Below are 17940 nucleotides of genomic sequence, written 5' to 3' on the forward strand. Positions count from 1 at the left end.
GGGTCGCGGGGGGCCGTCAGACCCCGGCGGGGATCGTTGCGGGTCCCGGGGGGGGGATCGAACTGGGGGGGGGGGGGCCCCGCGCCCCCCCCCCCCTCTTCGCGTTTCACCTCAGCTGGTCAGCCGGCGGGCCCGTGCCACCAGGTCCCGCACCGAGTGGTCGGTCAACTCCGGCAGCCAGTCGTAGTCGAACCAGCGCAGGTCCAGCGACTCCTCGCTGATCAGCGCCTGCGCACCGGCCGGTGCCACCGCGATGTACTGGACGTCCAGGTGGGTGTTCTCCGGCCGGTCCTTGCCGGTGCAGCGGACCCGGTGCCGGTCCAGCTTGGCCGGCACCGGGACGCCGTCCAGCTCCAGCAGGGCCAGGTCGGGGATGCCGGACTCCTCGACGGCCTCCCGCAGCGCCGCCGACGCGAGGTCCCGGTCGTCGGGCTCGCAGTGCCCGCCCATCTGCAGCCAGATGCCGACCTTGGGGTGCAGGGTGAGCAGCACCCGCCCGGCCGCCGGGTCGACGACCGCCGCGCTCGCGGTGATGTGCGCGGGCAGGCAGGACCGGTACAGGCCCTCGGGCTGCTCGGCCAGGTGCGCCAGGTAGTCGAGCCGCAGCCGGTCCTGCTCCTCGTCGGCGGGGCGCCACCCGGTCAGGGTGCGCACGGCGTCCGCGTGCAGGGACATCGCCCCGGTGTCGGTGGCCGTCATGCGGTGGGCTCGCCCTTTCCGTCGGTGCCGTCGCCGTCGCCGTCGCCGTCGCCGTCCCGCTTCGGCTCCTCGCTCTTCGCCGGCCCGTCGTTCTTGGTGAGGTCCGGCTTGGCGGCGGTGCCGCCCGCGGCGGCCTCGCCGAGCAGCTTGTCGATCGCGTCGAAGTCGAGGCCGCCCTCCAGGTCGCCGGTGCCCCGGTGCACGAAGGCGTCCGGGTCGTCCAGGTCGGCGGCGGTGGGCAGCATGTCCGGGTGCTGCCAGAGCGCGTCGCGGCCCTCGATGCCGCGCGCGTCGGCGAGCAGCGCCCACAGCCGGGCGGCGTCGCGCAGCCGGCGCGGGCGCAGCTCCAGGCCGACCAGGGTGGCGAAGGTCTGCTCGGCGGGCCCGCCGGCGGCGCGGCGGCGGCGGACGGTCTCGCGCAGCGCGCCGGCCTGCGGCAGGTGCGGTTCGGCGGCGGCGTGCACGACCGCGTCGACCCAGCCTTCGAGCAGCGCGAGCGCGGTCTCCAGGCGGGCGAGCGCGGCCTTCTGCTCGGGGGTGTCCTCGGGCTGGAGCAGCCCGCCGGCCAGCGCCTCCTGGAGCGCCTCCGGGTTGTTCGGGTCGAGCTGGCCGACGAGCTCCTCCATCCGGGAGGTGTCGACCTTGATGCCGCGGGCGTAGGCCTCGACGGCGCCGAGCAGGTGGGCCCGCAGCCACGGCACGTGGGCGAAGAGCCGCTGGTGGGCGGCCTCGCGCAGGGCGAGGTAGAGCCGGACTTCGTCGGCGGGCACGTTGAGGCCCTCGCCGAACTCGGCGACGTTCTGCGGCAGCAGTGCGGCCTTGCCGGCCGGGGCGAGCGGCAGGCCGACGTCGGCGGAGCCGACCACCTCGGCGGCGAGGGCGCCGAGCGCCTGGCCGATCTGGGTGCCGAACATGGCACCGCCCATGGAGCGCATCATGCCCATCAGCGGGCCGGCCATGGCCTGCATCTCCTCGGGCAGGACGCCGCCCATGGCGTTGCCGACCCGCTCGGCGACCGGGTCGACGAGGTCCTTCCAGACCGGGAGGGTGGCCTCGATCCACTCGGCGCGGCTCCAGGCGACGGCGGTGCCGGCGCCGGAGGGGAACTCGGTGGCGCCGTCGAGCCACAGGTCGGCGAGCCGGACGGCCTCGGCGACGGCGGAGTGCTCGGCGGCGCTGACCGAGCGGTCCTTGCTCTTGCCCTCGGCGGGTTCGGCGACGACGCTCTGGCGGGCGATGTTCTTGGCGAGGTCCCAGTTCACCGGGCCGCCCTCGAACGAGAGCATCTGCCCGAGCTGCTGGAACGCGCTGCCGAGGTCGTTGGGGTTGAGGCCGCCGAACATCGCGGCGAACGGGTTGTCGGCCCCGCCGGGGCCGCCCGGGGCTCCGCCGCCGGGCATGCCGAACAGCGCGCCGAACGGGTTGCCGGCGCCGAAGCCGAACGGCTGCGCGCCGCTCTGGTCGGAGCCTGCGGAGCCCTGGTCCTTCTTCTGCTGCTCGTTGTCGGGCTTGGCCTTGCCGTCCTCGGGCTCCTCGGGCGGAACGCCGAATCCGAAGGGAAGGTCGCTCACGGGGTCCTCGATCCGGTCGGCCGTCATACGGGTGTGGCGGGAAGTGCTGCCCGCCCGGGGCACCAGCGGAGTGGGGGACTCGTGGGCGGCTCCAGTGCGGCAGGCCCGCGCCGGGTGCACCGCCGGGCCTTCGCCTCGGGCAGGATGGACGTACGTGACACACGTCCGTACGCACATAAGCTAACCGTGGAGGATGGTCGGTGAGTTCCCCGCCTTCGGACGTTCGCTCTGGGCTGACCGGAGACGAGGACGCCCCGGACATCACGGCGTCGCCGCCTCCAGCCTACGGCGGACGGCCGCTGACCGTGGCCGTCACCGGTGCCGCCGGCGTGATCGGCGAACGGGTCGCGGCCCGTCTGGTCGCCTCGCCGCACGTGCGCAGGGTGCTGGCGGTGGACGACCGGCGCGGTGAGGTGCCGGGTGTGCAGTGGCGGGTGCTGGACGTGCGCGACCCCGCGGTGGCCGAGCGGCTGTCCGGGGTGGACGTGGTGGTGCACCTGGCGATGGACTTCGGCATGGAGTCGGATCCGCGCGCCCGCAGCGCCTACAACGTGCGCGGCGCGCAGACCGTGCTGACGGCGGCCGCGGCCGCCGGGGTGCACCGGGTGGTGCTCTGCACCTCCGCGATGGTCTACGGCGCGCTGGCCGACAACGAGGTGCCGCTGGCCGAGGACTCCGAGCTGCGGGCGACCGAGGAGGCCTCGCTGGTCGGGGACCTGCTGGAGATCGAGCGCCTGGCCCGCAGGGCGCCGCGCGCCCACCCGGGGCTGCAGGTGACGGTGCTGCGTCCGGCGGTGGTGGTCGGCCCCGGCGTGGACACCGTGCTGACCCGGCACTTCGAGGCGCCGAGGCTGCTGGTGGTGGCCGGTTCCCGCCCGTGCTGGCAGTTCTGCCACGTGGACGACCTGGCGGCGGCGCTGGAGTACGCGGCGCTGGGCCTGGTGGAGGGCGAGGTGACGGTCGGCTGTGACGGCTGGCTGGAGCAGGAGGACGTGGAGCGGCTGTCGGGGATCCGGCGGATGGAGTTGCCGGCCTCGCTGGCGCTGGGCACCGCGGCCCGGCTGCATCGGCTGGGCCTGACCCCGGCCCCGGCGGGGGACCTGGCCTACACGATGTACCCGTGGGTGGTGTCCGGCAGCCGGCTGCACGAGGCGGGCTGGCGTCCGGAGCACAGCAACGAGCAGGTGCTGGCCGAGCTGCTGGGCCAGGTCGCCGGGAAGCACGCGGTGGCCGGGCGCCGGCTGGGCGGCAAGGAGGCCGCGACCAGCCTGGGGGCGGCCGGGGCGACGGTGGCGCTGGTCGGTACGGCCGCGCTGGTGCGCCGGGCCCGAAAGCGGCGCCGCTTCTGAGACCGGCGGCCCCGAGGGACGGGCAGGTTTTCTCACGATGCGGAATCCCGCCATCGTGATGCGGAACCTGCTTGCCTCGAACCACCCGGGATGGGGAATCATGGGGGCATGTCCGAGAACCACGACCCCATCCGCCTGCTCGCCATCCGCGACACCCCGCTCTCGCTGGACGAGGTGTACGAGGCGGTCGGCGACGACGCGGCCGGCGGGACGACCGTCTTCGTCGGGACGGTCCGCGACCACGACGGCGGCAAGTCGGTCACCGCGCTGGAATACAGCTGCCACCCCACCGCCGAGCAGGAGATGCGCCGGATCGCCGAGAAGGTCGTCGCCGACTTCCCGGTGCGGGCGCTGGCCGCGGTGCACCGGGTCGGCCGGCTGGAGATCACCGACAAGGCGGTGATCGTCGCCGTGTCCTGCGCCCACCGGGGCGAGGCCTTCGCGGCCGCCCGGCGGCTGATCGACGACCTCAAGCACGAGGTGCCGATCTGGAAGCACCAGGTCTTCACCGACGGCGAGGAGGAGTGGGTCGGCGCCGGCAGTTGCTGACCCGGGTGCCCCTGTGGATCGGACCGGATCGGACCGGGGCGGACCCGAAAAGGGCGATTGGCTGCGGAGAGTGGCCACCTGCGCACGGAATGCGACGAACATGCCGGGCGGGCCGGGCTCTCACTCGAACGGGTCTGGGTCAGTGGGCCGAATACTCCCTGGCAGTGAGCCGATCGGCCGTCCCGTAACCCGGACGGCGCCGGCCGCGTTGTCCGCCGGAGTGGTTAATCTGCTCATAGACACGACGAGCTGGGAGTACTGATATGGGTGCGCTCGCCTGGTTGATCATTCCGGTCATCGCCGTCCTGCTCGCCGCCCTGTGGGCGGGCTGGGCCCAGCGTGCCCCGAGAGCCACGGGGGACCCGGCCTCGCTCGCCGAGCACCGGCGCTTCATGGCCGCGATGGAACGCACCACCGCCGGAAGCGCCGCCTCCGAGGACGGTTCCGGCCGCTAGCCCGGGGGGCGCCCGCTCATCCGCGTCCCGTACTGTCGAGGCATGCCACGCCGCTCCGCGACGATGCTCGCTGCCACCCTGCTGCTCATAGCGCTGCTCTGCGTCTCGGTGCTGATGAAGGTGCCGTACACGGAGATGAGTCCGGGGCCGACGTACAACACGCTCGGCAACCAGGGGGGCAAGTCGGTGATCACCATCACCGGGCGCGACTCGTACCCGACCACCGGGCACCTCAACATGACCACCGTCCAGGTCACCGGGGCCAAGTACGAGCCCAGCCTGGTCAACGCGGTGGTCGGGTGGCTGCGCGACGACGTGATGGTCGTGCCGCACGACAACGTCTACCCGAAGGGGCAGACGGACGCCGACGCCAAGAAGCAGAACGCCGAGGAGTTCGCCTCCTCCGAGGACAGCGCCCGCACCGCCGCGCTCAACCAGATGGGCATCCCGGTCGGCACCGAGCTGATCATCAAATCGGTCACGGCGGGGGCTCCGGCGGAGGGCCGGCTGCACGCGGGCGACCAGATCGTGGCCGTCGACGGCACGCCGGTCAGCACGGCCGAGCAGGTGGTGGCCGCGGTCACCAGGCACAAGCCGGGTGAGTCGGTGGTCTTCACCGTGGTCCCGCGGGTCAAGGACGCGACCGGCAACGGCGGCGCCAACCCGGGGGACCGGACCGACGTCACCGTCCCCACCGTGCGGGCCAAGGACCTCGACCCGAAGGCCCCGGCCGAGCGGGCGGAACTCGCGGTGGTCGGCATCGGCACCACGATCCGGCACACCTACCCGTTCCAGATCGACATCGGCCTCCAGGACGTCGGCGGGCCGAGCGCCGGACTGATGTTCTCGCTCGGCATCATCGACAAGCTCACCCCCGGCGGCGACCTCACCGGCGGCCGGTTCGTGGCGGGTACCGGCACCATCGACGACGACGGCAAGGTCGGCCCGATCGGCGGGATATCGATGAAGCTGATCGCCGCCCGGGACGCCGGCGCCGAGTACTTCTTCACCCCGTCCTCGAACTGCGCCGAGGCGACCAAGAACGTCCCGTCCGGGCTGAACCTGATCAAGACGGACACGCTGGACGGCGCGCTGAAGTCGCTGGAGCAGATCCGCTCCGGGCAGACCTCCGCGCTGCCGTCCTGCGCCGTGAAGTAATGCCGTGACGTAGTGCGGTGAACGTGAAGGGGTGCCGCCGGGGCGGCCGGGGGCTACGAGAAGGTCGCCAGCAGCGCCGCGGTCAGGCCGGGCACCAGGTCCGGGCCGGTCAGCACCTCGCGGGCGACGTCCTTGGAGCGCAGCCGCAGCGCGATCTCCTTCTTGCCGTTGCGCAGCACGGCGGCGGTGATCCGCACCTCCTCGCGCTTGGGGTGGTTGGCCACCCACTCGGCGAGCTGGGCGTCGCTGGCGTTGCGCGGGCGGGTCTGCTCGGAGCCCGGAGGCAGCATCAGGCGCTCGACGACCAGGGCGCAGCCGACCACCGCGTCGGGCCAGGCGATGGTGCCGAGGAACTTGTCCAGCTCCATGCCGGCCGGCAGCTCGTCCTGCTCGACCGGGGTGAGGCCGGCCGTGTCGTCGTCGCCGAGGCCGAGCTGGGCGGCGATCTTCGGGTCGGCCTTGCGCAGGGCGGTGCTGTCCACCAGGGCGAACAGCCGGGCCGGGAGGTCCCAGCCGAGCGTGGCGGCGTACTCGTCGATCTCCAGCGCGGCCCGGGTGAGCGGGGTGGCGGCGGGGAGCTTGGAGACGTCGTCGGGGGAGCCGGGGGTGTTGAGTGCATTGGACGCGTCGGACATGCCTCAATCCTCACACGCCGGGCGGGGGCCCGGGCGCCGGGCGCCGCCGGTGGGCCGGGGAGCGGCCGGGACGGGGAACGGCGTCGTAACCGTCTGCTAACGGTGGGAACTCGGCCAAAGCCTGGTTAAGTTTCCCTGAAGACCGACTGACTCCAGACGACACAGCTGAGGTGCCACCGTGGTATTCCAGATGCCGGAACGCTCAGGGCCGGGTTTCCGGCGCAGGGTAGGGCCGCCCTCCCGGCGGGCGCGGGTGGCCCTGCTGACCCTGGGCGTGCTCGCGGTGCTGTTCCTGCTGTTCGTCATGTTCGCCGGGTTCTGGACGGACTGGCTGTGGTTCAGATCCGTCCGTTACTCCTCGGTGTTCACCACGCAGCTGTGGACGAAGATCGGCCTGTTCGCGGTGTTCGGCCTGCTGATGGCGGTGATCGTCGGCTTCAACGTCTGGCTGGCGCACCGGCTGAGGCCGCCGCTGTCGGCGATGTCGGTCGAGCAGCAGAGCCTGGACCGCTACAGGTCGGGCCTGGCGCCGTTCAAGCGCTGGGCGCTGATCGGGGTCTCGCTGGTGATCGGCCTGGTGGCGGGCGCCGCGGCGTCCGGCCAGTGGCGGACCTGGCTGATGTGGACGAACGCGACGCCCTTCGGCGAGAAGGACGCCCAGTTCGGCATGGACGTCTCGTTCTACGCCTTCGACCTCCCGTTCTACGAGTTCGTGCTGGGCTTCGCGTTCAGCGCGGTGATCGTCTCGCTGCTGACCTCGGCGCTGGTGCACTACCTGTACGGGGGGCTGCGGCTGCAGGGCCCGGGCCGTCGGGCGAGCGCGGGCGCGCAGGGGCACCTGGCGGTGCTGCTGGGCGTGTTCGTGCTGCTGAAGGCGGTGGCGTACTGGCTGGACCGGTACGCGCTGGCGGTGAAGACCGGCTCCTACAAGGGGGTCTCCGGCTGGACCGGCCTGCGCTACGTGGACGCCAACGCGTTCCTGCCGGCCAAGACGATCCTGTTCTTCGTGGCGATCATCTGCGCGCTGCTGTTCTTCCTGACGCCGGTGCGCCGCACCTGGGCGCCGGCCCTGATCGGGCTGGGGCTGATGGTGCTGTCGGCGGTGCTGATCGGCGGGCTGTACCCGGCGATCGTGCAGCAGTTCCAGGTCAAGCCGAACGAGCAGGCCAAGGAAACGCCGTACATCCAGAAGAACATCGACGCGACGCGGCAGGCGTACGGGATCGCGGACGCGCAGACCACCCAGTACAGCCCGCAGGGGTCGACGACGGCCGAGGCGCTCAAGCCGGACGCGCAGACCATCTCCGACATCCGGCTGCTGGACCCGAACGTCGTCTCGCCGACCTTCCAGTCGATCGAGCAGCAGCGCAACTACTACGCCTTCCCGAACACCCTGGACGTGGACCGCTACGGCTCCGGCACGGACAAGCAGGACACCGTGATCGGCCTGCGCGAGCTGGACCTCAACGGCGTGCAGCGCAACTGGATCAACGACCACTTCAAGTACACCCACGGCTACGGCGCGGTCGTCGCCAAGGGCAACCAGGTCAGCGACAAGGGCGAGCCGGTGTTCACCGAGTCCGGCCTGCCGGCCACCGGCGCGCTGGGCGACTACCAGCAGCGGATCTACTACGGCGAGAAGACGACGTCGTACTCGATCGTCGGCGGCTCGAACAAGGAGATCGACTACACCACCAAGACCGGCGAGAACAAGGAGTACACCTACACCGGCAACAGCGGTGTCTCGCTGGACAACCCGATCACCCGGGCCGCGTACGCGGTGCGCTTCGCCGAGCCGCAGATCCTGTACGCGGGGGCGATCACCGACGGCGCGAAGGTGATCTACAACCGGACGCCGAAGGAGCGGGTGGAGAAGGTCGCCCCGTGGCTGTCGATCGACGCCGACGCGTACCCGGTGGTGCAGGACGGCCGGGTGGTCTGGGTGCTGGACGGCTACACCACCTCGGACGGCTACCCGTTCTCGTCGAAGACGACGCTGGGCACCGCGACCAAGGACTCGCTGACCAACCAGCGCGGTGAGCTGCTGACCGTCGCCAACCAGGTCAACTACATCCGCAACTCGGTCAAGGCCACGGTGGACGCCTACACCGGCGAGGTGAAGCTCTACCAGTGGGACGACCAGGACCCGGTGCTGAAGACCTGGATGAAGGCGTTCCCCGGCACCGTCGAGCCGAAGGCGGACATCCCGGGCACGCTGCTGCCGCACCTGCGCTACCCGCAGGACATGTTCAAGGTGCAGCGCGACCTGCTCGGCCAGTACCACGTGACCGACGCCAACTCCTTCTTCAACGGCAGCGACATCTGGCAGATCCCGGTCGACCCGACCAGCGACACCAAGCAGGTCCAGCCGCCGTACTACGTGACGGTGCGGATGCCGGACCCGCAGGTCACCTCGGCGAGCTTCTCGCTGACCACGACCTTCGTGCCCAACGGCCGCCCGAACCTGGCCGCGTTCATGGCCGTCAACGCCGATCCGGGGCCGGACTACGGGAAGATCCGCATCCTGAAGATCTCGGGGGACAACAGCGCCCCCGGCCCGGGCCTGGTGCAGTCGACGTTCAACTCCCGGCAGGAGGTGGCCTCGCAGATCTTCGCGCTGAAGAGCGGCGGTGACACCGAGCTGGAGTACGGCAACCTGCTGACCCTGCCGGTCGGCGGCGGGCTGCTCAACGTCGAGCCGGTGTACGTGCGCGGACGCGGCGCCAAGTACCCGACGCTGCAGAAGGTGCTGGCGGTGTACGGGAACGACAACGTGGCGTTCGAGAACACCCTGGAGGACGCGCTGAAGAAGGTGTTCGCCGGGGCGGCCCCGGGGACCACGCCGACCGCGCCGTCCACGCCGAACAACCCGGGGACGCCCACCAATCCGGGGACGTCGACCGGTCCGGGGACGGCGACGCCGGGCGGGACGATCTCGCCGGAGCTGCAGAAGGCGCTCGGGGACGCGGAGAAGGCGTACAACGACAGCCAGACCGCGTTCAAGAACGGCGACTGGGTGGCCTACGGCAACGCCCAGAAGGCGCTGGGCGATGCGCTGAAGGCGGCCGAGGCGGCCCGAGGCGGGAGCCCGGTGCAGGCCCCGACGCCGGGTGCGACCCCGGGTGCGACGCCGACCGGATCGCCGTCCGGGCAGCCGCAGCCGTAGCCCGCTGAGCTGCGGCAACCGATTCCTGTTCCACCCCGCACCCGTGCTATGGTTCAACTACCGACGCGGGGTGGAGCAGCTCGGTAGCTCGCTGGGCTCATAACCCAGAGGTCGCAGGTTCAAATCCTGTCCCCGCTACTCAGTGGCCAGAGGCCCGGAGGATTCTTCCTCCGGGCCTCTGGCGTTTTTCCCCCGAAGCGGCGGGAACCGCTCCGGTACCATCAACCGTCGCCAACGACGACGGCACGGGGTTTGTGGGGCCCGAGTGTCGGGAAATCGACAAAGCGCCGAAGCAATTTCGTCGGCTTCGGGTCGGCCCCGCCCGAATTCGGCCGGGGCAGGTGTACGCGGGTTGCGGGTGGTGCGACGATGGGACACATGGGGGACGGTGCGCGGCTGCTGACCGGCCGTCGGTTCCGGTACCTCCCCTGGGGGTCCCCCCGGCCGCGGGCCGGGGCACGATGCCGCGACACTCTGGGGGAGCGGGAGTCGGCATGAGGCTGATCGGCAAGAACGGGTCAGGCACCAAGTCCGCGGCGGCCACCGAGGCGGACACCGACGCCTGGGCGGAGAGCCCCGAGAGCCGCCCCGGAGCCCTGCCCGCCCAGCGCACCAGCGGCCTGTCCGAGCGCCCCCCGGTCGCCGGCTACGGCCCCGACAGCCTGGTCCGCGTGCCCACCCGTCAGTTCGCCGACGCCGTCCGCCCGTACGGGCCCGACGGCGCCGCCGCCGACGGCCCGAACGCCGCCGCACTCGACCCGGCCGGCCTGGACACCACCAGCTTCGAGACCGCGCTGGCCGCCCGCGAGAGCGCCGCGCTGGAGGCCCGCCACCGGCAGGCCGCCGACGACGGCGACCCGGACGCCGCCAGCCGGCTCGGCACCCTGCTGCTGCGCCGCGGCGACCTGGAGGACGCCGAGCCCTACCTGCGCGCCGCCGCGGCCGCCGGGACGCGCGCCGCCGCCAACAACCTCGGCGTGCTGCTGCACCAGCAGGGCCACCGCGCCGAGGCCGCCCAGTGGTGGCGCCAGGCCGCGGTGGCCGGCAGCGCCCCCGCCGCGCACGCGCTCGGGCTCCAACTGCGCGACCAGGGCGAGGAGGAGGCCGCCGAGTACTGGCTGCACTTCGCCGCCGACCACGGCCACCCGCTCGGCGCCTACGCGCTGGGCGACCTGATGGAGCACCGGCGCGACGTGCGCGCCGAGCGCTGGTTCAAGGTCTCCGCCGACGCCGGGCACCGGGAGGCCGCCTACCGGCTGGCCCGGATGCGCGAGGCCGCCGGGGACAAGGAGATCGCCGAGGCCTGGTACCGCACCGCCGGCGCCCGCGGCCACGCCCGCGCCGCGCTGCGCCTGGGCGTGCTGCTGGAGGAGCGTGCCGCCACCGACCAGCCGCTGCTGGAGGAGGCCGCCCGCTGGTACCGGCAGTCCGCACAGAACGGCGAGCCGCGGGCCGCCTGCGCGCTGGGCTTCCTGCTGCGCGACTCCGGGGACCTGGCCGCCGCCGCCGAGTGGTGGCGGGAGGCCGCCGAGGCCGGCGACGGCAACGCCGCCAACGCGCTGGGCGCCCTGCACGCCGGCCGCGGCGAGTCCAAGGAGGCCGAGCACTGGTACCGCACCGCCCTGGACGCGGGCGACCAGAACGGCGCCTTCAACCTCGGCCTGCTCTGCGTCGCCACCGGCCGCGACCAGCAGGCCGAGCAGTGGTACCGCCGGGCCGCGTACGCCGGGCACCGGGAGGCCTGCAACGCGCTGGCCGTGGTGCTGTTGCAGCGCGGCGAAGAGACCGGCGCCGAGCCGTGGTTCTCCAAGGCGGCCGAGGCCGGCAGCGTGGACGGCGCGTTCAACCTGGGCGTGCTGCACGCCGGGCGCGGCGAGCAGCGGCAGGCCCAGGAGTGGTACGCGCGGGCCGCCGCCGAGGGCCACGGCGAGGCCGCGCTGCAACTGGCCGTCGCCCAGGAGCAGCGGGGCAACCTGGCCGGCGCGCTGGAGCGCTACCGGCAGGCGGCGTCCGGCGGGTCGGCGGAGGGCGCGTTCCGGCTGGCCTCGGTGCTGGACCGGCGCGGTGACGCGGACACCGAAGCCGAGCACTGGTACGCGCTGGCGGCCGATGCCGGGCACCGGCGGGCGCAGGTGCGGATGGGGGTGCGGGCGGCCGAGCGCGGCGCGCTGGAGATCGCCGAGAGCTGGTACCGGCGGGCGGCCGAGGCCGGCAGCCGCAGTGCCGCCTTCAACCTGGGGCTGCTGCTGGCCCGGCAGGACCGCGAGGCGCAGGCGATGCTCTGGTACACCCGGGCGGCCGACGCCGGGCACGGGCGGGCGGCGCTGCGCCTGGCACTGCTGGCGCTGCGCCGGGGGGAGCCGGTGCAGGCGGAGAACTGGTGCCGCCGGGCGGCCGACTACGGGCCGGCCGAGGTGGCGGAGCGGGCCGGGCGCCTGCTGGGCGCGCTGCACGCGGAGCTGAGCGCGTAGGGCGTGTCCGGAGGTCCCCCGGGGCGGCGGTTTCTGGGGGCCGTGTTACGGCGTGCCCGTGCAGTCCGGGCAGAGGCCGCGGTAGGTGACCTCGGCGGTGGTGACGGTGAAGCCGAAGCGTTCGCCGGCCGGGAGGGCGGCGAGCGGGTCGCCGTGCGGGTGGACGTCGCGGATGGCGCCGCAGCCGGAGCAGACCAGGTGCTGGTGGGCGCGGTGGGCGTTGGGGTCGTAGCGCTTGGCGCGTCCGTTGGTGGCGACCTCCAGGACCTCGCCGAGGCCGACCAGTTCGCCGAGGGTGTTGTAGACGGTCGCGCGGCTGATCTCGGGCAGGCGGGCGACGGCGCGGGCGTGCACCTCGTCCGCGGTGAGGTGCACGTGGTCGCCGTCGAGGACCTCGGCCACGACCCGGCGCTGTGAGGTCAGCCGCCAGCCGCGTCCGCGAAGTCGTTCCAGCAGGTCGCTCATGGGAACAGGATAAGTCACGCTCCGAGATTGGTTCCAGTGTTGACTTGGACAAAGTCCAAGTTAGGATCGAGTCGTCACGACCGGATAACGCGGAGGCCCTCTTATGACGACCCAGGACGAGCTGCGCCCCACCCTCACCACGGAGGCGGGTGCCCCCGTCGCCGACAACCAGAACACCGAGACCGCGGGCCCCGGCGGCCCAGCGCTCATCCAGGACCAGCAGCTCTTCGAGAAGCTCGCGCACTTCAACCGCGAGCGGATCCCGGAGCGCGTGGTGCACGCCCGCGGCGCGGCGGCCTACGGCACCTTCACGGTGACCGCCGACCTGACGCCCTACACCCGGGCCTCGTTCCTGTCCGAGGTCGGCAAGCAGACCGAGGTCTTCCTGCGGTTCTCCACCGTGGCCGGCAACCTCGGCTCGGCCGACGCGGTGCGCGACCCGCGCGGCTTCGCGCTGAAGTTCTACACCGAGGAGGGCAACTACGACCTCGTCGGCAACAACACCCCGGTGTTCTTCATCAAGGACGCCGTGAAGTTCCCCGACTTCATCCACACCCAGAAGCGCGACCCGTACACCGGCTCCCAGGAGGCGGACAACGTCTGGGACTTCTGGGGCCTGTCGCCCGAGGCCACCCACCAGGTGACCTGGCTGTTCGGCGACCGCGGCATCCCGGCCAGCTACCGCCACCTCAACGGCTACGGCTCGCACACCTTCCAGTGGCAGAACGAGGCCGGCGAGCACTTCTGGGTCAAGTACCACTTCAAGACCGACCAGGGCATCAGGAACCTCACCCAGGACGAGGCCAACCGGCTGGCCGGCGAGGACCCGGACAGCCACCAGCGCGACCTGCGCGAGTCGATCGAGCGCGGCGAGTTCCCCAGCTGGACCGTGCAGGTCCAGATCATGCCGGCGGCCGACGCGGCGAACTACCGCTTCAACCCCTTCGACCTCACCAAGGTCTGGCCGCACGCCGACTACCCGCCGGTCGAGATCGGCCGGCTGGAGCTCAACCGCAACCCCGACAACGTCTTCGCCGAGGTCGAGCAGTCGATCTTCTCCCCGTCGCACTTCGTGCCCGGCATCGGCCCGTCCCCCGACAAGATGCTGCAGGGCCGCCTGTTCGCGTACGCGGACGCCCACCGCTACCGCGTCGGCATCAACGCCGACCACCTGCCGGTGAACCGCCCGCACGCCACCGAGGCGCGCACCAACAGCCGCGACGGCCACCTGTACGACGGCCGCCACGGCCGACAGAAGAACTACGAGCCGAACAGCTTCGGCGGCCCGGTGCAGACCGGCCGCCCGCTGTGGGCCGCCACCGCGGTCACCGGCGCCACCGGCAACCACGAGGCGCCCTCGCACGCCGAGGACGACGACTTCGTGCAGGCCGGCAACCTGTACCGGCTGTTCTCGGAGGACGAGAAGCAGCGGCTGATCGCCAACCTGGCCGGCTTCATCGCCAAGGTCTCCGCCGACCGCGAGGACATCGTCGAGCGGGCGGTCGACAACTTCCGCAAGGCCGACGCCGACTACGGGCAGCGGCTGGAGGCGGCCGTCCGGGAGCTGCGCAAGCAGTAGCCGGGACGCGCCCCGATGAGCGGCGGGCCCGGTCGACCGGAGGACCGGTCGACCGGGCCCGCACCATGTTCGGCCGGGGAGGACCTAGACGCTCAGGCGGCGCAGGGTCTCCTCGTGGAGGATGCCGTTGCTGGCGACGGCGTCGGCGCCGCCGGGGCCGGACACGCCGTCCAGACCGGTGAAGCGGCCGCCGGCCTCCTCGACGATGACGCAGTTGGCGGCCATGTCCCAGAGCGACAGCTCGGGCTCGGCGGCGATGTCGACCGCGCCCTCGGCCACCATCATGTAGGACCAGAAGTCGCCGTAGGCGCGGGTGCGCCAGCAGGCGCGGGTGAGGTCCAGGAAGGGGTCGAGGCGGCCGCGCTCCTCCCAGCCGGAGAGCGAGGAGTAGGAGAAGGAGGCGTCCTCGATCCGGGAGACGCCGGAGACGTGGATCCGGGAGGCCTTGGTGAGGCTGCGGCCGGCGTAGGCGCCGAGGTCCTTGGCCGCCCACCAGCGGCGCTGCAGCGCGGGGGCGGAGACGATGCCGACCACCGGGCGCTCGACGCCGTCCGGGCCGTCCTCCAGCAGCGCGATCAGGGTGGCCCAGACCGGGACGCCGCGGATGTAGTTCTTGGTGCCGTCGATCGGGTCGATCACCCAGCGGCGCGGGCCGGAGCCCTGGAGGCCGAACTCCTCGCCGAGCACCGCGTCGCGCGGGCGGGCGCGCTGCAGCACGCTGCGGACGAGTTCCTCGGCGGCCTTGTCGGCGTCGCTCACGGGGGTGAGGTCGGGCTTGGTCTCGACCTTCAGGTCGAGGGCGCGGAAGCGCTCCAGGGTGACCGAGTCGGCCGAGTCGGCGAGGACGTGGGCGAGTCGGAGATCGTCGTGGTAATCGGCCATGTCCGAAACCCTAGCGATCCCGCCCGGATCGGGACAGCCGGGCTCGCGGACCGGGACGGGCCCGCCGGAGGCGATTGGGCTCGCGGACCGGGACGGGCCTGCTCAGTGCGCTGAACCGCTGAGCTGGAGGCCGATCACGCCGGCGATCACCAGGGAGATGGACACCAGCTTCAACACCGAGGTGGTCTCGTCCAGGAAGACCATGCCGTAGATGGCGGTGCCGGCCGCGCCGATGCCGGTCCACACCGCGTAGGCGGGGCCGACCGGCAGGCTCTTCAGGGACAGTGTGAGCAGGCCGAAGCTGCCCAGGGCGAACACGCAGAAGCTGATGGTGGGCCAGAGCTTGGTGAAACCCTCGCTGAGCTTGAGGTTGATCGCGAAGCCGGTCTCCAGCAGGCCGGCCAGGACCACCAAGGCCCATGCCATCGCGTGCCCTCCCTGTCGATCGACGGGTCGGACCGCGCTGTGGCCCGACCTTCCTATGATCGCCAGGCCGGCGCGGTCCGACACCTCGAACGGTCGGGAAACCCATGGGACGGTAAAACCGCCGCCCGGGTCAGTCGCCCTCGCGGGCCTCCTTGCTGGCCAGCAGGCGGCGCAGCGAGTAGAGCCGGGCGCCCTCGGCGTGGCCGCCGGCGACCCAGGCGTCCAGCGCGCAGTCCGGCTCGTCGTGGCTGCAGGCGCGCGGGCAGTCGACGGTGCCGGGCTCCAGGTCGGGGAAGGCCTGGATGACCCGGGACGGGTCGATGTGCGAGAGGCCGAAGGAGCGGAAGCCCGGGGTGTCGATCACCCAGCCCGGGTCCAGCGCCTTCTTGGAGCCCGGCTTGGCGCCCGGCGGCGGGGGCAGCCGCAGCGCCAGGGCGGACACGGTGGTGTGCCGGCCGCGCCCGGTGACCGCGTTGACCCGGCCGGTCTGCCGCTGGTGGTCCGGGACGAGGGCGTTGACCAGGGTGGTCTTGCCGACGCCGGAGTGGCCGATGAACACCGTGGAGAGGCCGCGCAGGTGCGCGCGGACGGCCTCGGCGCCGGCCGTCTCCAGTTCGTCCCGACGGGTGACCACGTAGTCGATGCCGAGCGGCGCGTACGACTCCAGCAGCGGCCCGGCCGGGGCGAGGTCGGCCTTGGTGAGCACCAGCAGCGGCTCCATGCCCGCGTCGTACGCGGCCACCAGGCAGCGGTCGATCAGCCGGGGCCGGGGCTCCGGGTCGGCCAGCGCCGTGACGATGGCCAGCTGCTGGGCGTTGGCGACGACGATCCGCTCGTACGGGTCGTCGTCGTCCGCGGTGCGCCGCAGCACCGAGCTGCGCTCCTCGACCCGGACGATCCGGGCGAGCGTGTCGGTGTCCCCGGAGAGGTCGCCGACGATGTTGACCACGTCGCCCACGACGACGCCCTTGCGGCCCAGCTCGCGGGCCTTCATGGCGACGATCTCGCGTTCCTGCTTGGTGCCCGGGTCGATCAGGCAGGTCAGCCGGCCGCGGTCGATGGTCAGCACCATCGCCTCGGCGGCGTCCTCGTGTTTGGGCCGGATCCGGGTCCGCGGCCGGGAGCCCCGGCGGGCGGGGCGGTTGCGGATGTCGTCCTCGTCGGCGTCCTTGCCGTAGCGGCGCATGTGCTCAGTCTCCGCTCAGGCGTCCGCCACCGCTTCGCCGAGCAGTTCCGCCCACATCTTCGGGAAGTCCGGCAGGGTCTTGGCGGTGGTGGCCACGTTCTCCACCTCGACGCCGGGCACGGCCAGGCCGACCACGGCGGCGGCGGTGGCCAGGCGGTGGTCCTCGTAGGTGTGGAAGACGCCGCCGTGCAGCGGGCGCGGGCGGATCCGCAGGCCGTCCTCGGTCTCGGTGACGTCGCCGCCGAGGTCGTTGATCTCCTTGGCGAGCGCGGCGAGCCGGTCGGTCTCGTGCAGCCGCAGGTGGGCGATGCCGTACAGGTGGGACTCGGAGTCGGCCAGTGCGGCGACGGCGGCGATCACCGGGGTGAGCTCGCCGACGTCGTGCAGGTCCGCCTCGATGCCGTGGATCCGGCCGGTGCCGGTGAACTGCAGGCCCTCGTCGGTGAACTCGCAGGCGCCGCCCATCCGGGTGTAGATCTCGCGCAGCTGGTCGCCGGGCTGGCTGGTGTGCTTGGGCCAGTCGCGCACGGTGACCCGGCCGCCGGTGACCAGGGCGGCGGCGAAGAACGGCGCGGCGTTGGAGAGGTCCGGCTCGACCACCAGGTCGCGGCCGATCAGGGCGCCGGGGGTGACCCGCCAGACGTCCTTCTCGCCGCCGTCCTCGGGGGCGTCGACCTGGACGCCGGCCAGGCGCAGCATCTCGACGGTCATCCGGATGTGCGGCAGCGACGGCACCGGGCCGCCGACGTGCCGGACCTCGACGCCCTGGTTGTAGCGGGCGCCGGAGAGCAGCAGGGCGGAGACGAACTGGGACGAGGAGGAGGCGTCGAGCTCGACCGGGCCGCCGTCGAGCGCGCCGGTGCCGTGCACGGTCAGCGGGAAGGCCCCGCGGCCGCCGTCGTCGATCCGGGCGCCGAGCGCGCGCAGGGCGTTGATCACGCCGTGCTGGGGGCGCTCGTAGCTGCGCGGGTCGCCGTCGAAGTGCACCGGGCCGTCGGCGAGGACGGCGAGCGGGGGCAGGAAGCGCATCACGGTGCCGGCGTTGCCGACGTCGATCGAGGCGGGGCCGCGCAGCGCGGGGGTCGGGATGACCCGCCAGGCCTCGCCGCCACCGGTGCCGCCGGAGTCGTTGTTGACCTTCTCCTCGATGCCGACGCCGAGGGCGCGCAGGCCGTCGGCCATCAGCTGGGAGTCGCGGCTGCGCAGCGGCCGGCGCACCCAGCCGGGCTCGTCGGCGAGCGCCGCCAGCACCAGGGCTCGGTTGGTGACCGACTTGGAGCCGGGGATGGTGACGGTGGCGTCAACGGGGGTGGTCGCGACGGGGGCGGGCCACAGGGTCTCGGTCATGG

At 72.8% G+C, this 17940-nt stretch carries 15 protein-coding genes and 1 tRNA gene; 8 read left to right on the forward strand and 8 right to left on the reverse strand.

Features of this window, described 5'->3' with window-relative positions; genetic code table 11:
* Positions 1–111 precede the first annotated feature (111 nt).
* Both AB0P03_RS11495 and AB0P03_RS11500 read right to left on the reverse strand, forming a co-directional pair.
* The gene (locus tag AB0P03_RS11495; protein ID WP_363628732.1) at positions 112–675 is read right to left on the reverse strand and encodes an NUDIX domain-containing protein; all 564 of its coding nucleotides are present in this window, start codon (positions 673–675) and stop codon (positions 112–114) included.
* A gap of 20 nt (positions 676–695) precedes the next feature.
* Positions 696–2270 (reverse strand): zinc-dependent metalloprotease, encoded by a 1575-nt coding sequence (locus AB0P03_RS11500; RefSeq protein ID WP_363628640.1) that lies wholly within the window; start codon positions 2268–2270, stop codon positions 696–698.
* Between the two features lie 260 nt (positions 2271–2530).
* Here AB0P03_RS11500 and AB0P03_RS11505 point away from each other — a divergent pair, with 260 nt between their 5' ends.
* From AB0P03_RS11505 to AB0P03_RS11520, 4 genes are all read left to right on the forward strand, one after another.
* The gene (locus tag AB0P03_RS11505; protein WP_063351152.1) at positions 2531–3619 is read left to right on the forward strand and encodes an NAD-dependent epimerase/dehydratase family protein; all 1089 of its coding nucleotides are present in this window, start codon (positions 2531–2533) and stop codon (positions 3617–3619) included.
* Between the two features lie 108 nt (positions 3620–3727).
* Positions 3728–4168: a molybdenum cofactor biosynthesis protein MoaE gene (locus AB0P03_RS11510; RefSeq protein ID WP_350879704.1), complete on the forward strand. Its 441-nt coding sequence runs from the start codon at positions 3728–3730 to the stop codon at positions 4166–4168.
* A 263-nt stretch (positions 4169–4431) separates the two neighbouring features.
* The gene (locus AB0P03_RS11515) at positions 4432–4623 is read left to right on the forward strand and encodes a hypothetical protein (RefSeq protein WP_350879703.1); all 192 of its coding nucleotides are present in this window, start codon (positions 4432–4434) and stop codon (positions 4621–4623) included.
* A 42-nt stretch (positions 4624–4665) separates the two neighbouring features.
* The gene (locus AB0P03_RS11520) at positions 4666–5781 is read left to right on the forward strand and encodes a PDZ domain-containing protein (protein WP_363586987.1); all 1116 of its coding nucleotides are present in this window, start codon (positions 4666–4668) and stop codon (positions 5779–5781) included.
* Positions 5782–5834: 53 nt separating this feature from the next.
* Here the strand turns inward: AB0P03_RS11520 and AB0P03_RS11525 are convergent, their stop codons facing one another.
* Entirely contained in the window at positions 5835–6416 is a 582-nt protein-coding gene (locus tag AB0P03_RS11525; protein ID WP_363586986.1) for a PPA1309 family protein, read from the reverse strand.
* A 190-nt stretch (positions 6417–6606) separates the two neighbouring features.
* Here AB0P03_RS11525 and AB0P03_RS11530 point away from each other — a divergent pair, with 190 nt between their 5' ends.
* The 3 genes from AB0P03_RS11530 to AB0P03_RS11540 all read left to right on the forward strand — a co-directional run bounded on the left by AB0P03_RS11530 (position 6607) and on the right by AB0P03_RS11540 (position 12053).
* Positions 6607–9582: a UPF0182 family protein gene (locus tag AB0P03_RS11530; protein ID WP_363628641.1), complete on the forward strand. Its 2976-nt coding sequence runs from the start codon at positions 6607–6609 to the stop codon at positions 9580–9582.
* A gap of 64 nt (positions 9583–9646) precedes the next feature.
* Positions 9647–9720, forward strand: a tRNA-Met gene (locus AB0P03_RS11535).
* A gap of 356 nt (positions 9721–10076) precedes the next feature.
* Positions 10077–12053, forward strand: coding sequence for a tetratricopeptide repeat protein (locus tag AB0P03_RS11540; protein WP_363586984.1), 1977 nt, complete (start codon positions 10077–10079; stop codon positions 12051–12053).
* A gap of 45 nt (positions 12054–12098) precedes the next feature.
* Here AB0P03_RS11540 and AB0P03_RS11545 read toward each other — a convergent pair whose 3' ends face one another.
* Positions 12099–12518, reverse strand: coding sequence for a Fur family transcriptional regulator (locus AB0P03_RS11545; protein WP_063347892.1), 420 nt, complete (start codon positions 12516–12518; stop codon positions 12099–12101).
* A 103-nt stretch (positions 12519–12621) separates the two neighbouring features.
* On the opposite strand from AB0P03_RS11545, the gene AB0P03_RS11550 reads away from it, so the two are divergent.
* On the forward strand, positions 12622–14097 hold the full coding sequence (locus tag AB0P03_RS11550) for a catalase (protein WP_363586983.1): 1476 nt from the start codon (positions 12622–12624) through the stop codon (positions 14095–14097).
* 84 nt (positions 14098–14181) lie between these two features.
* Here AB0P03_RS11550 and hisN read toward each other — a convergent pair whose 3' ends face one another.
* The 4 genes from hisN to aroA form a co-directional block, all read right to left on the reverse strand.
* On the reverse strand, positions 14182–14979 hold the full coding sequence (gene hisN / locus AB0P03_RS11555) for a histidinol-phosphatase (RefSeq protein WP_363586982.1): 798 nt from the start codon (positions 14977–14979) through the stop codon (positions 14182–14184).
* A gap of 102 nt (positions 14980–15081) precedes the next feature.
* The gene (locus AB0P03_RS11560; protein WP_063347889.1) at positions 15082–15405 is read right to left on the reverse strand and encodes a multidrug efflux SMR transporter; all 324 of its coding nucleotides are present in this window, start codon (positions 15403–15405) and stop codon (positions 15082–15084) included.
* Between the two features lie 130 nt (positions 15406–15535).
* Positions 15536–16591: a ribosome small subunit-dependent GTPase A gene (gene rsgA / locus AB0P03_RS11565; RefSeq protein ID WP_363628642.1), complete on the reverse strand. Its 1056-nt coding sequence runs from the start codon at positions 16589–16591 to the stop codon at positions 15536–15538.
* Positions 16592–16606: 15 nt separating this feature from the next.
* The gene (gene aroA / locus AB0P03_RS11570) at positions 16607–17938 is read right to left on the reverse strand and encodes a 3-phosphoshikimate 1-carboxyvinyltransferase (RefSeq protein WP_063347887.1); all 1332 of its coding nucleotides are present in this window, start codon (positions 17936–17938) and stop codon (positions 16607–16609) included.
* Positions 17939–17940 lie beyond the last annotated feature (2 nt).

The sequence above is a fragment of the Kitasatospora sp. NPDC088779 genome (genome assembly GCF_040685395.1).
Lineage (GTDB): Bacteria > Actinomycetota > Actinomycetes > Streptomycetales > Streptomycetaceae > Kitasatospora.

Coding starts and splice junctions, on each gene's coding strand:
- AB0P03_RS11495 (WP_363628732.1), bottom strand. CDS start 675: ATGTCCCTGCACGCGGACGCCGTGCGCACCCTGACCGGGTGGCGCCCC.
- AB0P03_RS11510 (WP_350879704.1), top strand. CDS start 3,728: ATGTCCGAGAACCACGACCCCATCCGCCTGCTCGCCATCCGCGACACC.
- AB0P03_RS11515 (WP_350879703.1), top strand. CDS start 4,432: ATGGGTGCGCTCGCCTGGTTGATCATTCCGGTCATCGCCGTCCTGCTC.
- AB0P03_RS11520 (WP_363586987.1), top strand. CDS start 4,666: ATGCCACGCCGCTCCGCGACGATGCTCGCTGCCACCCTGCTGCTCATA.
- AB0P03_RS11525 (WP_363586986.1), bottom strand. CDS start 6,416: ATGTCCGACGCGTCCAATGCACTCAACACCCCCGGCTCCCCCGACGAC.
- AB0P03_RS11530 (WP_363628641.1), top strand. CDS start 6,607: ATGCCGGAACGCTCAGGGCCGGGTTTCCGGCGCAGGGTAGGGCCGCCC.
- AB0P03_RS11540 (WP_363586984.1), top strand. CDS start 10,077: ATGAGGCTGATCGGCAAGAACGGGTCAGGCACCAAGTCCGCGGCGGCC.
- AB0P03_RS11545 (WP_063347892.1), bottom strand. CDS start 12,518: ATGAGCGACCTGCTGGAACGACTTCGCGGACGCGGCTGGCGGCTGACC.
- AB0P03_RS11550 (WP_363586983.1), top strand. CDS start 12,622: ATGACGACCCAGGACGAGCTGCGCCCCACCCTCACCACGGAGGCGGGT.
- hisN (WP_363586982.1), bottom strand. CDS start 14,979: ATGGCCGATTACCACGACGATCTCCGACTCGCCCACGTCCTCGCCGAC.
- AB0P03_RS11560 (WP_063347889.1), bottom strand. CDS start 15,405: ATGGCATGGGCCTTGGTGGTCCTGGCCGGCCTGCTGGAGACCGGCTTC.
- rsgA (WP_363628642.1), bottom strand. CDS start 16,591: ATGCGCCGCTACGGCAAGGACGCCGACGAGGACGACATCCGCAACCGC.
- aroA (WP_063347887.1), bottom strand. CDS start 17,938: ATGACCGAGACCCTGTGGCCCGCCCCCGTCGCGACCACCCCCGTTGAC.